11 protein-coding genes are annotated in these 15,250 nt (G+C 47.1%); 6 read left to right on the top strand and 5 right to left on the bottom strand.

Going from position 1 to position 15,250, the window contains the following annotated elements:
• The first annotated feature begins 1,170 nt into the window (after positions 1-1,170).
• The 4 genes from nadA to PP769_RS00385 all read left to right on the top strand — a co-directional run bounded on the left by nadA (position 1,171) and on the right by PP769_RS00385 (position 6,414).
• The gene (nadA, locus tag PP769_RS00400; RefSeq protein ID WP_312643821.1) at positions 1,171-2,268 is read left to right on the top strand and encodes a quinolinate synthase NadA; all 1,098 of its coding nucleotides are present in this window, start codon (positions 1,171-1,173) and stop codon (positions 2,266-2,268) included.
• 176 nt (positions 2,269-2,444) lie between these two features.
• Entirely contained in the window at positions 2,445-5,303 is a 2,859-nt protein-coding gene (ileS, locus tag PP769_RS00395) for an isoleucine--tRNA ligase (RefSeq protein ID WP_312643819.1), read from the top strand.
• Positions 5,300-5,821 carry a signal peptidase II gene (gene lspA / locus PP769_RS00390; RefSeq protein ID WP_312643817.1) on the top strand — a complete coding sequence of 174 codons (522 nt, stop codon included), beginning with the start codon at positions 5,300-5,302 and terminating at the stop codon, positions 5,819-5,821. Before ileS ends, lspA begins: the two co-directional genes overlap by 4 nt.
• A gap of 92 nt (positions 5,822-5,913) precedes the next feature.
• The gene (locus PP769_RS00385; protein WP_312643815.1) at positions 5,914-6,414 is read left to right on the top strand and encodes a DUF2141 domain-containing protein; all 501 of its coding nucleotides are present in this window, start codon (positions 5,914-5,916) and stop codon (positions 6,412-6,414) included.
• A gap of 400 nt (positions 6,415-6,814) precedes the next feature.
• On the opposite strand, the gene PP769_RS00380 is transcribed toward PP769_RS00385, so the two are convergent.
• Complete coding sequence (locus PP769_RS00380; protein WP_312643813.1) at positions 6,815-8,080, bottom strand: glycosyltransferase; 1,266 nt, start codon at positions 8,078-8,080, stop codon at positions 6,815-6,817.
• A 46-nt stretch (positions 8,081-8,126) separates the two neighbouring features.
• Complete coding sequence (locus PP769_RS00375; RefSeq protein ID WP_312643811.1) at positions 8,127-9,131, bottom strand: glycosyltransferase family 2 protein; 1,005 nt, start codon at positions 9,129-9,131, stop codon at positions 8,127-8,129.
• A 387-nt stretch (positions 9,132-9,518) separates the two neighbouring features.
• Here PP769_RS00375 and PP769_RS00370 point away from each other — a divergent pair, with 387 nt between their 5' ends.
• Positions 9,519-10,220 (top strand): hypothetical protein, encoded by a 702-nt coding sequence (locus tag PP769_RS00370; RefSeq protein ID WP_312643809.1) that lies wholly within the window; start codon positions 9,519-9,521, stop codon positions 10,218-10,220.
• A 38-nt stretch (positions 10,221-10,258) separates the two neighbouring features.
• Here PP769_RS00370 and PP769_RS00365 read toward each other — a convergent pair whose 3' ends face one another.
• Together PP769_RS00365 and PP769_RS00360 are read right to left on the bottom strand one after the other, a co-directional pair.
• Entirely contained in the window at positions 10,259-10,972 is a 714-nt protein-coding gene (locus PP769_RS00365) for a 2OG-Fe(II) oxygenase (RefSeq protein WP_312643807.1), read from the bottom strand.
• Positions 10,973-11,000: 28 nt separating this feature from the next.
• Positions 11,001-11,903 (bottom strand): 2,3-bisphosphoglycerate-dependent phosphoglycerate mutase, encoded by a 903-nt coding sequence (locus PP769_RS00360; RefSeq protein ID WP_312643805.1) that lies wholly within the window; start codon positions 11,901-11,903, stop codon positions 11,001-11,003.
• A 174-nt stretch (positions 11,904-12,077) separates the two neighbouring features.
• On the opposite strand from PP769_RS00360, the gene PP769_RS00355 reads away from it, so the two are divergent.
• The gene (locus tag PP769_RS00355) at positions 12,078-13,016 is read left to right on the top strand and encodes a phytanoyl-CoA dioxygenase family protein (protein WP_312643803.1); all 939 of its coding nucleotides are present in this window, start codon (positions 12,078-12,080) and stop codon (positions 13,014-13,016) included.
• Positions 13,017-13,487: 471 nt separating this feature from the next.
• Here the strand turns inward: PP769_RS00355 and PP769_RS00350 are convergent, their stop codons facing one another.
• Positions 13,488-14,807, bottom strand: coding sequence for an SGNH/GDSL hydrolase family protein (locus PP769_RS00350; RefSeq protein ID WP_312643801.1), 1,320 nt, complete (start codon positions 14,805-14,807; stop codon positions 13,488-13,490).
• Between the last annotated feature and the right edge of the window lie 443 nt (positions 14,808-15,250).

Below are 15,250 nucleotides of genomic sequence, written 5' to 3'. Positions count from 1 at the left end.
AAGTCTATAGAACTTCGAGAATCCTGGCTGCCTGATTTTTGAAAGTGTAAACGTCTGCGGTTCTTTATGTGAACAAGGCGATGCCGATTTATTAAAGGGAAAATCTGCATCTCCGTTCCGTGATGTTAACCCCAATTATGGAATGTGATGATGCCAGGTTCTTCCGGAACATCAGGGCCCAACTGTTTACTTTATCTGAATTTTTTTAAACAAATTTCTCCCTATCCTTAAAGCAACTCCCCAATTGGTGAGGAAGGAGCATGCTTTATTTTTGAAGTTTAGCTGAAAGGCATACTTATGGGAATTACCGATTTTTCTCCACCATCTAACAGCATTGCTAGAGCCATCAACTTTGCGGAGAGACAGGCCACCGGACTGTTATGGATAGCGGCCGATATCACCCTCGGCAGAGGCTCTTAGTTTATTGACCGATCCAAACAGGAAATTCTCCAAAAACGGTTCCTATTGGGATTTCCAAGAGTCCTTATTAATGAAGAAATGATGGAAATAGTAGGCTGTAAAAATAAGTCCGGCGGAGACAAGCCTGATATACTAGATAAAAGGTCCCTCGGTTGACGTTAAATTTGGCATCACCCTTTTGGGGAGACGGTCCAGATGGGAGATGTAAAAATACTTTGTCAGACTGCTATTCCGGCTATCCAAGCTAAAAGGTAAGCTAGGAGGACAACACATTCTCGTGACTTCTCCCATGGGCGACCCCAAGGGGATCTTTTAGAACACTGTCTCAGGGATAGCAAAAAGTGGCAAGTGAGAGCCCTAGGGACTGGAATCAATACCACGCAACCATGCTAAAAAAAATTGGTCAATGGCCAAGCTGTTCCCTCATGGAGAGGATGAGAGCCTATGTGTGTATGCATGGCACGAGGAAGGGCGCTTACAACAAGTTTAGGAGATCACTTATAGTTTTATTGATCTCAAACCAACCCAGAAGGTCGATTTTGGTCACTGCATGTACCTAGCCGATCGCCAAGAGGTGGATTATTTGGAAAGCTCAAAATAGTAGTTATTTAAAGAGAATTCCTTTCTTAGGCACCTATAGATTTGCTAAACTTAAGTTTTACTTATTGATTTCCTAGGAATGGTAGTTATCATCGAACAGATAGCCATCTTCAAATCGAAAAAATTCTGAAAGCATCTTTGGAAATAATTATGCCTACAATTACCGAATTCCCTATCACTGACTATCAAACTCTTCCGGATCAGGAGTTGTTTGATCGAATTGTGGAAGCAAAGGTCAAGTTAGGACGGAAAGTATTGATATTGGGGCACAATTACCAGCGGGACGATGTGATTGTGCATGCCGATTTCCGCGGCGATTCTCTTCTTCTTGCCAAGTATGCGGCCGAGCACCCTGAGCATCCCTACGTAGTATTTTGTGGGGTGCATTTTATGGCTGAAACAGCCGACATTTTGAGCCGTTCCAATCAAACCGTCATTCTGCCTGACATGGCTGCAGGCTGTTCAATGGCGGATATGGCATCCATGGAACAGGTGGATGATTGCTGGGACCGCCTCGGACGGTTTTTGCCGGTGGAAGACACCGTAACCCCAATTGTGTATGTGAATTCGGCTGCTGCGCTCAAAGCCTTTTGCGGGGAACATGGCGGTGTGACGTGTACTTCCTCCAATGCCAAAGCGATTATGAATTGGGCCTGGAAACGGAGAGAAAAAATTCTCTTTTTCCCTGATGAGCATTTAGGGCGGAACACCGCGAATGCCATGGGGTTTCCTCGCGAAGAGATGATTGTCTGGGATCCTTTCCAGCCCAACGGTGGACATACCCGGGAAACGATACAAAGGGCTCGCCTGATTCTTTGGAAGGGGCATTGTAGTGTGCACCAGATGTTTCAACCGGCACACGTGGCCTATTTCCGGAAGCAGTATTCTGATGTTCAGGTTATTGTGCACCCTGAATGTCATGAAGATGTGGTCAATCAGGCAGACCTGGTGGGATCGACGGAATTTATTATTCGGACGGTGACCCAAGCCGATCCGGGAACAATTTGGGCCGTGGGAACTGAGCTGAATTTGGTGAATCGGTTGAAACATGATCAAGCTGACAAGCAAATCTATTTCCTTTCCCCAATGGTGTGTCGGTGTTCGACCATGTACAGAATTGATGGGCCTCATTTATGTTGGGCCATGGAAAATCTCGTACAGGGCCATGTGGTCAATCACATACAAGTTCCCGACGAGGAGAAAGTGTTTGCCAAGCTGGCTTTGGACCGCATGATGGATCTGAGCTGATTTGCCTTCCTTTTGTGGTTTCTTCTTCCCTTAATTTGTGGCGCTTTCAACTTAATAATATGGTCCTCGCTTATGGCTGTTTGTTGGCCAGATGCCTGAAGGGCATTGTTTGACGGGTTTGAGGGGCATGGCTAGAATGGCCTTGAGTTTATCCCACTATTCTTGAGAATTTCCCCATGGACTACAAAGCGACATTGAACCTTCCCCGGACTGAGTTTCCGATGAAGGCCAACCTGCCACAAAAGGAACCGGAGCGATTAGCATGGTGGGAGCAGGAGCGGGTGTACGACCGTATTCAGGAGGCCAGAAACGGCAGGCCCCGTTATATCCTTCATGATGGCCCTCCCTATGCCAATGGGCATATTCATATTGGGCATGGGCTGAATAAAATCCTTAAAGATATCATTATTAAATCGAAAACCATGGAGGGTTTTCAGGCTCCCTATATCCCTGGGTGGGATTGTCACGGGTTGCCGATTGAACATCAGGTGACCAAGCAACTTGGACCCAAGAAAAAAGACCTGAGTGCGGTGGAACTCCGAAAACTTTGCCGAGAATACGCCAAGAAATTTGTTCAGATCCAACGAGACGAATTTTGCCGGTTGGGAGTATTCGGGGATTGGGAGCATCCCTATCTGACCATGGATCATGGCTATGAGGCAGCGATTGTCCGGGAGTTCGGAAAGTTTGTGGAAAAAGGGAGGGTCTATAAAGGGTTGAAACCGGTCTTGTGGTGTCCCGTGGATCAAACCGCGCTGGCTGAAGCCGAAGTGGAATACGAGGATCATCTCTCACCGTCGGTGTATGTGAAATTTCCCTTTACCGTCTCGCCAACTGAAATGGGTTCCGACCAACGATTGGATCTGCCAACAGTCAAAGCGTTAAAAGCCGTTTCGGCTGTTATTTGGACCACGACCCCTTGGACCCTTCCCGCGAATCAAGCCATTTGCCTGCATCCGGATTTTGACTATGCCGTTCTTCAAGCCGGTGAAGAGGCTTTTATCGTGGCTTTGGGATTGGAAGACGCATTTGCCAAGGCCTGTAACATTGAAAAGTTTGAGGTATTGGGCATAAAGAAAGGAAAAGATTTTGAAGGGTGGACGTGCCATCCTCCATTTGCCAAGAAAGAGGTCCCCATCCTCAATGGAAATTTTGTCACATTGGAGCAAGGGACGGGGTGTGTCCACATTGCTCCCGGACATGGGATGGATGATTATCTTTTAGTTCTGAAATATAACAAATCCCCTTATGTCGAAATACTTCCAGATCGGAAGCCTTTAGAGATATTGGTGCCGGTCAATGATGCTGGACGGTTTACGGAGGAATTCCCTGCGTTTGCCGGTCAACCCGTTTTGGAAGCGAATCCCGGGATTGTAGAAGTCTTAAAGACCAAAGGATTGTTAGTTGGCGAAAAAAAACTTGAGCATTCTTATCCACATTGTTGGCGCTGTAAGCAACCGGTCATCTTTCGGGCTACCCACCAATGGTTTGTATCCATGGAGGTAGCCGATCTTCGTCAGAAAGCCTTGAAAGAAATTGATAAAGTTCAATGGATTCCTGAGCGGGGGCGAGATCGTATTTATGGCATGATTGTGAACCGTCCGGATTGGTGCTTATCCCGGCAACGCATGTGGGGGACCCCCATTCCCGCGTTTTCGTGCGAAAGTTGTTCGACCCCCCTTTCTGATCAAAATGTGATTGAGCATATCAGTGTTCAAATACAGGAGAGTGGAGCCGATATTTGGTTTAGTCGATCCGCCGAAGAATTACTTCCGCAGGGAACTACATGTGTGCAATGCGGCCATGGGTCGTTTAAAAAAGAACATGATATTTTAGATGTCTGGTTTGAATCGGGCGTGAGTCATGCGGCCGTGTTGAGGCCTCGGGGCGATGGCTGGTATCCCGCGGATTTATACCTTGAAGGTTCCGATCAACATCGGGGGTGGTTCCACAGTTCGCTCTTGACGTCTGTGACCACGGATGAGCAAGCGCCCTATCGGGCCGTGCTCACACATGGGTTTGTTTTGGATGGGGAAGGCAAGAAAATGTCGAAATCGGCAGGCAATGTCGTGACCCCACAAGAAATCATCAAAGAGTCTGGTGCGGAAATTCTGCGACTATGGGTGGCCTCGCAGGATTATCAGGAAGATCTGCGGATCTCAAAAGAGATTTTAAAACAATTGACGGATGCGTATCGCAAAGTGCGCAATACCTGCCGCTTCCTCCTGAGTAACCTGTATGATTTTGTTCCGGGCGTTCATTCGGTGCCCCATGCCGATTTGCCGGAATTGGATCAATGGGCACTCTGGCGGCTTGGGCAACTAATCGACAACGTGAAAAAGGGATATGCACAATTTCAATTTCGACAGGTTGTGCATGAGTGGGATTATTTTTGTTCCACGGATATGAGTGCGACCTACCTGGATATCTTGAAGGATCGGTTGTATACCTTTCCAGCGAACTCTCCGCTTCGGCGTGGATCTCAAACGGTCTTGTATGAAATTGTGTCAGCCTTAGCTAAGCTTATGGCGCCTATCCTGAGCTTTACAGCTGAAGAAATCTGGCAGGTTCTTCCGGAATCCACGAAAGATGGATCTAGGCCTGTGAGTGTGCATTTAGCCGATTTTCCGGAATCCCCCACAGTCTTTCAAGAGCCCCAGCTCCACAAGATGTGGACCTACTTGTTTCAAGTCCGGGATAAGGTGCAGTCCGCCTTAGAGAAGTCGAGACGGGACAAAGTGATTGGTTCTTCCCTGGATGCCGCCGTGATCTTGCATTCGACTGAACCCCATTGTACGTTGCTCAAACGATATCTCACTGATTTGCCGGCGTTGTTTATTGTCTCGTGCGTGAAGGTGGAAGGGGTTGCAACCCTGCCTGGAGCCGGATTGGTAGAGGCAAGTCTTGGGCTGGCGATTGAGGTCGTCAAAGCCGAAGGCACCAAATGTGATCGATGTTGGAATATTCGCCAGGATGTAGGCTCACAGGCCCAACATCCAACCCTCTGCGGGCGATGCGTGGAGGCCTTGGGATGAGCGGGGGCCTTCATCGGTTTGTGTTGTTGGGCCTCGTCGTCGCGTCCATCGTAAGCCTTGATCAGGTCACCAAGTATTATATTGCCACTTCGATGTATCTTCACGAATCCATCCCCATTATTCCGGGATATTTTTCTTTGACCTACATCAGAAACCCTGGCGCCGCATTTGGGATCATGGGCACGACCAGCAGTGGGTTTAGGCTCATTTTCTTTTTCCTGACCTCCCTATTTGCCATGGGATTATTAATCACCATCTTCTTGCGGCTGGAACCCCACGATTGGTGGGGGCAATTGACCATTGCGTCTATTTTTGGTGGTGCGATTGGGAATTTTATCGATCGCCTCCAATATGGAGAAGTCATTGATTTTTTAGATTTCTATATCAATGGCTACCATTGGCCCGCTTTCAATGTGGCCGATTCGGCGATTAGCGTGGGGGTGTGCTCCCTTCTCCTCCTGTTTGCCTTTGAAAAACGGAAACCCAACTTGACCCCTCAGGAAAATCATCCTCTCTAATCTTTCGGATTATCTTCAGTTGCGGATTACGTGTGTATCCGCCTATTTTGCTCTCATCATATGATGTTCATGTGTGAAGTATGGAGGACGAGATGTTTTCGCGCATAGCCTTTTCACGACCACATGGGGTCGGCCTGTATTTTTTTTGTATAATGTTGTTGCTCAGTGTTTCAGTAAGTATCGGTGCAGAGTTTCAGCTACCGGTTAATACCTGCCCCTCTGAAGGGAAGCCCATTCACGTTCATGTGCATGGAATCAAAAACGCTGCAGGATCCCTTAAGGCAGTCCTGTATGGACCTGATCCAGAGAGTTTTTTAGTCAAGGGAGCCAAGGCTGATAAGGAACGGGAACCTGCCCTAAAAGGTTCTATGACCCTGTGTTTGGCCGCACCGGCAGAAGGAAAATACGCCGTAGTCGTCTATCATGATGAAAACGACAATCATAAATTCGACCGGAATTTTTTCGGTTTACCTACCGAAGGTTTTGGTGTGTCGAACAATCCCTCGTTATTTTTAGCCGCTCCGAATTTTGAAGAATCCTCGTTCGAGGTGAATGGGGAAGTGACCCATGTAGATGTCGACATGAAATATTAGTCCCATTTCATCACCGATACCTGGGCATGTATTCCCTTACAGCCACTGGATTGTTGCTAAAGGGATAGACAGGTAAACTGGAGATGTCGTCACAGAGTCGTCGACGTCAATTGATTATCTGCCAGTTGGCTATTTTGCGTATTTGCTCGAAGCTTCAAAGCGATAAACTTCCTGGGCAGGATATCACCGCATAGAAGCGTCGTGAAATAGGTTTCCGGCAACCATATTGATTGGCTATGAGGAGCGGGGCTCGCTATGACGATAAGCCTTACTCCTCCTCATGCCAAATTTTTTAAGCGGGGGATTCAAGACCGTCACGACGGTAGTCCCTATCGAAAACCGTTCCGCACGTAGTCCTATTAATATCAGGCCTCTTTTAACGGAGCCATTTGAAGGGATATTAGGGCGCCGACATAAGTTGGAGATATTCTGCCGCGATCCTGCCCACCTCGAACTCCGTTGCACGGGCACGCAACTGCTCCCGGCCAAGTGGACGGTCAAGAACCTCAAGAATAGCTTCAGCCAGCGCTTTGTCATCGCCTACCGGTACCAATGGTCCAAAAGCCCCCTTTTGGAGAATCTCGGTAGGACCGCTCGGGCAGTCTGTGCTGACAATCGGACATCCACACGCTAACGCTTCGATCAGCACATTCGGACAACCTTCCCATGCTGACGAAAGCACAAATACCGAAGCTCTGGCCATAAAGGCGAAGGGATTATCGACAAATCCAGGCATGGAAATATCTTGGGTGAGGGCCAAGGTTTCAGCCAGCTCTTCAAGCTCATTCCGCATCCTTCCCTCCCCGAGGATCACCAGCCGGGCTGGACGCACGGAACGAACTCGTCCAAAGGCCTTTATGAGGCACGCGAAGTCCTTTTGTGGCACATGTCTCCCTACACCTAAGATGACCGGCAGAGTGTCTGCCGGAAACCACGGATGGTCAACCTGGGTGCGCGCTTTTTCTTGGACCTGGGTGAGAGCTACCGGATTGTAAATCGTCGTAATACGGTCACGGTGGATTCCCGTCAACGAGGCCACATCTTCGGCGACGCCATCCGACACGGTTACAATTTCATCCGCTCGTGGATACACGCGTTGCAAGAGAGGTGCAAGGAAACGCCAACGCCACTTTTTGGATGTCTTGATGATGGGAGACAAGCTGGTTTGTTCGTTGATCACAATGCGAGTTTTGCCACCTGCAAGGCGTGCGGCTAACAAGGCGATGAGGTTCGCAGGAGTTTTCGCCGTGAGCATCGTATCTGGTTTCTCACGTTGTAAATATTCAACCAAATCCGGGAGATACCCGATAGTTTTGGGAGGATGAGACGATAGCAAGATTGGGAGGAGCATTGACCATAAAGCCCCAAAATCAGCTGACACGGCATGGAAGCATCCCCGCCATTTTGTCCCCCCCTTGAGCCCGATGACCGTAACCTTCGGGGAAATGCTGTCTAGGTAAGGCCCTGAGACCTGACATAAGATCAGGTCCACTCTGTGGTTGCGATCGGCAAAGGCCTCTGAGAGATAGACCATTGCCCTTGCGACGCCGCCCCCGGCTAGAGATGGTAAAAATATCGCAAGGTGTTTACGGTCGGGTGATTCACCTTCTACATTTATCGATTGACTCGGGAGTGAGGCGAAATCCGAGGAATTCGTCGTCGTCATATGATTAAAGGTCGCTTGAGACTTAATTGAATAGATACTGGGCTGATCAGGTGAGAACGTGTTCTCGTATTGTATTGCCGAGACTTTTGCGCAGGGGGGAGTGAACATAATATTTCAGGGCTTTCCACCCTATGCCGTTCCAGGCCGCCCAACAGGTCCGTATCCACTTTTCGCGGACCGCTTGTGCAATTGCACGCTGCGAATACCGGTGTGTAAGCAAATTGGCTTCTTGAAGTTTCAATAACCAATTTTCCGCCCATTGAAGGTAATCATAATCCGGCGTGAATTGGGATTTTCGCATCCGGGACAACGTCAAATGCGGACCGAGATCCTCTTCTGTGAAAGGCACCCCCAAGACGTTGAGTTGATGACGGATGATTGCCCGCTTTTTTTCATCACCCAGCTCCACCGTTTGACTGGTAATTTGATCGGCGTGAATACGGCCGTAGACCAGGCATTCAGGGAGGTTGCCGAGTTTATATTTTTGGGCCAGTCTCACGTGGAGGTCATAATCCTGACAGCGTGGGTAGTCATTTCGATATCCATATTCCCGCAAAATTTTAGTGCGAGCCATTATCGATCGGTTACTCAGGGAACATCGAAACAACAGTTGAATGTCGACGTCCTCGGGTAAAATGGGCTGACGCTTGATCCGTTTTAATGGCCGACCTTGTTCGTCCATCATGCGGCACCAGCTTCCTATTTGGGCAAAATCATGATGGGCATCCAGAAAGTTGACCTGTTTCTCCAGTCGTGTGGGAAACGCCCGATCGTCGCTATCTAACATGGCGATAAATTCACCACGAGCCTGTTCAATGCCTTTATTTCGGGTCTTGGGAATCCCGAGATTGTGTTCATTCCTGATGATGCGCACACGAGGATCCTGATATGAACGCATGATTTCAATGGTACGGTCTTTTGAGCCATCATCTATGAGAAGTATTTCGAAATTGGTAAACGTTTGTGCCAAAATACTTTCAATGGCGTCTCCAATATATTTTTCGCGGTTATAAGCCGGAATAAATACGGTAACTTTTGGGTTGTCAAGCATCGTCGTCTGACCGGAATGTTTTAGTTATACCGGAGGAGTTCTCAATTCAGGCGCTATTGGAGCTAAAATTAGATAAGATATTGACTCTTTTTTAAAAAAAGTTCATAACACACCTCCTGAAAGTTCACGTACCCACGGTAATCGGAGCTTCTCAGGGAGGCCGTAGTAACGCATTCTTCTCTAGGGGCCTCAAATCATATCCGATGTATCCCCTGTTTTCCAAATTTTTGGTTTTTTGACACCACCAGTTTAACCCAGACACTCTTCAACACGATGTCTTTTCAATTACAGGTCAAACAACGATCGCCCTTTTTCTTGAAGCGAGCCCGATATTTTTTATCTCGGCTTTTTGGAGTTCGCTTGCAAAAGGACAAAAGCCTACATTTTGTGACAATCAATGGGCAGCAATTTAAGCGATTGGTTTTTTGTGATTCTTCCCTGGCTGTTGAAATTGAACGGAATCTCGAGTGCTTCGGGGGGGACGGGATCTTCCCGAATATGGTGATTCGTTATGAGCGGGAAATCTGGGTGGAGTTTGTTCAAGGGCGTCTCATCAAAGAGGTTGATGACGCACTCGTTGAAAAAGTGGCCATGTTTTATAGTCGTTTATACTCTGAAGCTCCCCGGTTGGTGGAAACAAATACGACCATGTTTCCCGATCGCCTGGATCGGGATCTGCATTTTCTCAATCAGATTGGGATCCTTTCGAATGGATTGTTGGGGGAGATCAGAAAATCCGTGGATGTCCTGCAGCCTACACATTGTTGGATCGGGTTTGATTATACCGACCCCGTCAAGAAAAATTTTGTCCTTCATCCCAAGTCTCATTTGCTTTGTGCCGTCGATGTGGAAGGCCTGGTCAGCGAGCATCTCATAGGCATGGGTGCTGCCAAAGCCTTGGTGCGATGGCTGAATCCCTTCAAGAACGAGTTTCTCCGATTGTTGGCGACTAAGGGCGCGCCGGATATTCAAGCCTATTATGGATTTATCGAATTATGTTTTCTCGCCCAGTGGACGAAACGGGCATTTTTTGAAAGAGATTGGAAAGCCATAAAGCCCGACTATTTCGAAGGGTATCGGGGACTGTAGGGGGTATCGGCAATGAGCGTTAAAACGTATTGAGAAAATCAGTACCCCTTAGGGCTTTTTCCAAATACCCGCTGGATTCGGTCAGTCAGCGAGAGCCGATTGATGACGACAATGAACACCTTTCGCATGTGCCCTTCGGGGCATTGAACGGGGCGGACCCCATGCCAGGATTTATCCAATCGTTGAAACAACAGACTGAAATTCCCAATGGCTGTTGAAGCCAACGATTGTGGGAAATCTTCAAAACTGGGAGCGCTTTTTCGGCTAAACTGCCCTTGATCGTCGAGGATAACGGTCTCGCCACCCCAGGCGGGGTCCCAATCCTCTTTCGTATTAAAGTAGAAAATGTGAGACCCAAGTTTATGTTTGGCATCACAATGTGGAGAAACAGAGCACCCATTGGGTGTATAGTGCCAATGGAAATTCAATTCAAGGGACTTGATCCCAAATAATCGTTTTAAAAAATTCGAATAGGGTTTTCCCTGAAGCTCGGCTAGAAATTGATCCCAATGAGGAGAGAGAGGTAAGCCCGGGCGATACTCTAATGTGTAGCGATCATGGCTTTGTTGCCCATGAGCCCGTTTGACCCCAAAACGCTTTTGAAACATGGAGACATTCGGAAGGGTCTCAACCAGGCCTTGATAACCTGTCTCCGTCAGGAGATCCGGGGGATTCATCCACGGATAGGGCTTGGCTTCCTGAAAGGATTGGGCCGAAATAGCTTCTAGGGCTGAAAAGTTTAGATATGTCATAACCTCAAATGATCAATCAATAATGAACTTAGGGGAGGCAGTATTTCAACAACCTTTGAGTGCAATCCTTCAACTTTGGCTTCCACCGCATATAGGAGTAACTGATAAGATTGCCATTGGCATCAAATTTACAGACCAAGGGTTCTCCGGTTCTAATCGTGATTTGTTTAATACTGGCTTCATCGAGATGAAGAAGGAATTGTAGCAAACTTCGGATACTATTGTTGTGTGCAACCAGCAGAATCCTTTTTCCCTCTTTGAGCAGAGGAGCCATGTTTTCCTCCCAGCAAGGAATCAGCCGGCGTTGGGTGTCCTGGAGGCTTTCTGTCAAGGGAAGGTCCTGAGGATTCAAATCTGCATATAAGGGATCCAGGCCGGGAAATCGAGAATCCTGAGGAGAGAGGGAAGGAGGAACCGCAGAAAAGTGTCGCTGCCATATCAGAACTTGTTTCGCACCAAACTGTGTTGATGCTTCCCACCAGGTCATTCCCTGGAGAGCGCCGTAATGACGTTCATTCAACCGCCAACTTTTCCGCACCGGGACAGAGGTTAAATCCATGTTCTTCAGTACAATGGTTGCCGTTTCATGCGCTCGGCTTAATACCGATGAGAAACACAGGTCAAACATCATTCTTTTCCTTTTAAGAATTTGGGCTGCCCGCTGAGCTTCATTAACACCTTTTTGGCTTAACCCGATATCGGTCCAGCCTGTAAACCGTTTTTCGCGGTTCCATAGGCTTTCCCCATGGCGTAAAAGAACGAGAGTTCCCATTTCGTTATAAGGAAAGTTTGTTCCTTGATGTTTCGATTGACAGGTAATCGCTTTGCAGGAATAAAAGCGAAAGGCATTGAATATACAACCTTCGGATGCAATCCCAAGAATAACATAGGTTTCCTCAAGAATGAATAAGGATTTTGAAAAATAGGGCATTCTGGTTCACGGGGAGTTCAATGTGAATGATTGACAGGAAGGGTATTTTCAGGAATCATGAATTGCTTTACCTAGATGCCCATCTGCAGGGATGGTTCATAGGCATTCATGGAAGACCAATGAAGCCTAAGCGATACAGCCAGATTCTCCATTTTTCCGCACGGGATCGTATAAATGCCTCTATCCTCTGAAAATACAGAAATGGTCAAGCAGCCGATTCGTCAGAATCGGCTTTATAAGATACTGCATAAAAATTTGAGAATTCCCCCGTGGGTGGTTCGACCATTTTATCGCGCTCTGAAAATCACTGGTAGTCCTACACAATATCGTTTAAGAAAGCGATTGGCCAGAGAGATTATTACGATCACTAAGCCCTTGATGACCATTCCAGATAGAGCCGGATACCGGCTTTTTGGGCCTAATGATATTGAAGGAGTCGATTGCATTGTCAGGTATTGCGAAACAGTATATCAGCAGTCCCGAGCGGTTTTTCCCCCGGAATACTTTCAGAAACATCCTCATAAGAAATTTCTGTTTCCGATTCTTGAAGGTGCCGAATTCTGCCACCATCCGGAATTGCTCAGGCTTATGGTATCCCGCCCAATTCTTGATGCCGCAGCCGCATATTTGGGGACGGTCCCGAAGTTGACCGGCGCCCGGCTCTGTTGGTCGCCTGAAAATGAAACGGCTCGATCCAGCCAGCTCTTTCACTTCGATTATGAAGATCTCAGGCAAGTCAAAGTATTTATTAATATCTTTGAGACGAAGGAGGACCAGGGGCCGCTGACGTTTCTTCCCGCCGATATATCCCATCAAGTGCAGCGAGCGATCGGGCGTGTGCTTGGTCGTGTGCAGGACGAACGAATTTATGAGGGAGGAGGAAGAAACCATGAGGTGAAGTTGATCGGACCGCCCGGATCAGGGGCGTTCCTGGACACGTCCCGCTGCCTTCACTATGGGAGCCGGTGTAACCGACGAGATCGCGTGGTCCTGATCATCCAATTTCTCAATTGCTATTCCGCGTTCCGACCAACGGCTCCCTTCACTGTGCCTCCCGACCTTCCTGGATTTAAGCCGGACCTTATTCAGAGGCTCGCCTTAGGAATCCATTAATCAAATCGGTTTCCGTATAGCAAAATTTCAGTGAATGAGCTGGCAGAGAAACAGCTGGAAATCGAGTTCGGTAATTTTGAAGAAATTTACCTCACAGAAGCCCAGGGTTTAGATCAGTGAAAAGTGGCTTCAAGTATTCTGGGAAGTGGACGACATTATTTGCGATTAAGTGAATCTAGTCACGGTGGTGAGTCAATGCAAATTTTTTCCAATTTTGAACTGATGAATTTCACCAGGGCTTCTGATCCGGCTGGCAAAAAATGAATATGATCGTAAAAAGCCCAATCCATACCAGAGAGCTGATGAGACGCAGCAAAAACAGGTATGTTTTTGCTATGTGCCAATTTTTTGATAATGGCATCCTGACGAGAGAAGGGTGACCATAATGGCACCGATTGAGTTTTTTTGGCATTTCCACGATCTGGGAGGTCAACAAGTTTCCGGCCAATGAAAGCTCTGAAAAGTTTTACTTTAAGGAATGGGAGATGTTTTCCTATTATGCCGGGAGTTTTCTGGTAAGACACCACTGCTAGGGAAAGCCTCGGACTCATTCTCACAGCAAAACATTCTCAATTTGTTGTGATTCAATAAGGCGGTGGCAATCCATTCGCCGACCACCCCATTGGCGATTAAAGAATAGTGGCTGCTATTCTTTGCAAAGAGACCTTCAAGTGAATCTTCTTTGGTTTGAGCGATGAGGCCAAAGGCTGGGTCGATGAGGTCATATTTCGAACTCAGGTCATCAAGGAGTTTTTGGTACTTAAGAGGTTCTCCGTTAAGAAGATTTTGCAGTGAGCTCTTTGTAGGTAGGTGCACGATGATAAACCTGGATTGTTCCTCAAGAACTTCACGTTCAAACTCCTCAATGATCTCTTCTGTTAATCGCCGGGAGGGGGATTCATCGGCAAAAAAATCATAATCTTTCCGCCTTGATGAAAAATTATTTGTCAGACCGGAAATAATAAATGCCACCAATCGGCTTGCATACCACGGACTCATTTTATAATCGTCTTCCTGGTAGAATAATTCATATGGTTTAAGCGGCCACTGGTCAAAATCTGAATAAATAGTAATAATGTCTTCTGGTTTAACCGTGGGCGTGTTAAGAAGGTTGAGAGTGTCTACAGGGGAAAGAATAAAACGAGGTTTTGAAAAAATAACGTCGCTATCCGGACTATAGAACATTCTGATGATATTCATGTTCCGTTTAATGTTTGAATGTTGAAAACCGAACAGAACCAAATGAGGCTTTAGCAGTTTCCCATGTTTTTTCCATCGAAGAAACGCCTGGTCTATTCCGTATCCCTGCCCTCCGAGGTTGAGAACTTCGGCTTTGATCCCATTACGATTTAAAGAATTCTCAAGAATAGCTCCCCAAGATACTTCAAATGGTACATCATCTCCGTGGGTGAAGGAATCTCCTAAAATGGCAATTCGAAAAATTGCCGGAGGAGCTTCTTGGGTAATCTCCTGGCCTACTTGTGCAACCCTAACCCCTGCGGCATTGGACGCATACAATCCATTTTCACTTTGACTGTTTGGTCGCACAGACCAGCCCAGGTCTGGATCGTACTGGTTGTATGGCCTTCTCTTCCCATAGAATTCTTGACTTTTTGACACTAAGCTTTTGACTGGCAGGAAAAATGGTCTCAATCGAAGTTTTCCAATATAGACATTTCCATCAATATCTTTGTGAGAAAGTGCGCGCAAAACTACTTCAGAAACCACAAGCGCACAAATAACAGAAATAACAAGAAGTAAGAGATTTAGTGAAGTCTCTCGACGAGCCATCGGTAGTGGGTTGTTCCTAATAACATACTTGGAGGCGGTAATTGAATGATGAAGTTTTGGCCGTTGTGAGGTGGTTTAAAAAACAATCAATTGGAGATGCCATCCAATCGGCAGTAAAAATTGCCCCTAAATCATTTTAGGCTTGGACAGCGAATTACTTAAATGCCACAATATTTCCCGTGGATGAACGGGACCCCCTCAGGCTCACACTTTCTAGCTGAAACGGAAGATTCTATGCCTGATTGACAAAATGTGTCCCCATCAAGAATGATAAACGTTGTTTCGAAGGCATCGGAACAGCGGGGCTGCTTAGGGTCTACTATCGGAGGTCTGAGCCATAAGTCAAACTTTGGATTTAAACCCGCCAAGAAATTGCACACATGCCTTCTGAAAATTCTGAACTGGTCAAACAGCCGATTCGCATACATCGATTCTATAGGGTG

It is taken from the genome of Candidatus Nitrospira allomarina (genome assembly GCF_032050975.1).
Taxonomy (GTDB): domain Bacteria; phylum Nitrospirota; class Nitrospiria; order Nitrospirales; family UBA8639; genus Nitrospira_E; species Nitrospira_E allomarina.
This window is presented reverse-complemented; position numbering and strand designations above follow the sequence as displayed.

Bases quoted from the DNA above. Each gene is read 5' to 3' on its own strand.
- PP769_RS00355 (WP_312643803.1), top strand. From the start codon at position 12,078: ATGCCTCTATCCTCTGAAAATACAGAAATGGTCAAGCAGCCGATTCGT.
- PP769_RS00365 (WP_312643807.1), bottom strand. From the start codon at position 10,972: ATGACATATCTAAACTTTTCAGCCCTAGAAGCTATTTCGGCCCAATCC.
- PP769_RS00385 (WP_312643815.1), top strand. From the start codon at position 5,914: ATGTTTTCGCGCATAGCCTTTTCACGACCACATGGGGTCGGCCTGTAT.
- PP769_RS00360 (WP_312643805.1), bottom strand. From the start codon at position 11,903: ATGCCCTATTTTTCAAAATCCTTATTCATTCTTGAGGAAACCTATGTT.
- ileS (WP_312643819.1), top strand. From the start codon at position 2,445: ATGGACTACAAAGCGACATTGAACCTTCCCCGGACTGAGTTTCCGATG.
- nadA (WP_312643821.1), top strand. From the start codon at position 1,171: ATGCCTACAATTACCGAATTCCCTATCACTGACTATCAAACTCTTCCG.
- lspA (WP_312643817.1), top strand. From the start codon at position 5,300: ATGAGCGGGGGCCTTCATCGGTTTGTGTTGTTGGGCCTCGTCGTCGCG.
- PP769_RS00350 (WP_312643801.1), bottom strand. From the start codon at position 14,807: ATGGCTCGTCGAGAGACTTCACTAAATCTCTTACTTCTTGTTATTTCT.
- PP769_RS00380 (WP_312643813.1), bottom strand. From the start codon at position 8,080: ATGACGACGACGAATTCCTCGGATTTCGCCTCACTCCCGAGTCAATCG.
- PP769_RS00375 (WP_312643811.1), bottom strand. From the start codon at position 9,131: ATGCTTGACAACCCAAAAGTTACCGTATTTATTCCGGCTTATAACCGC.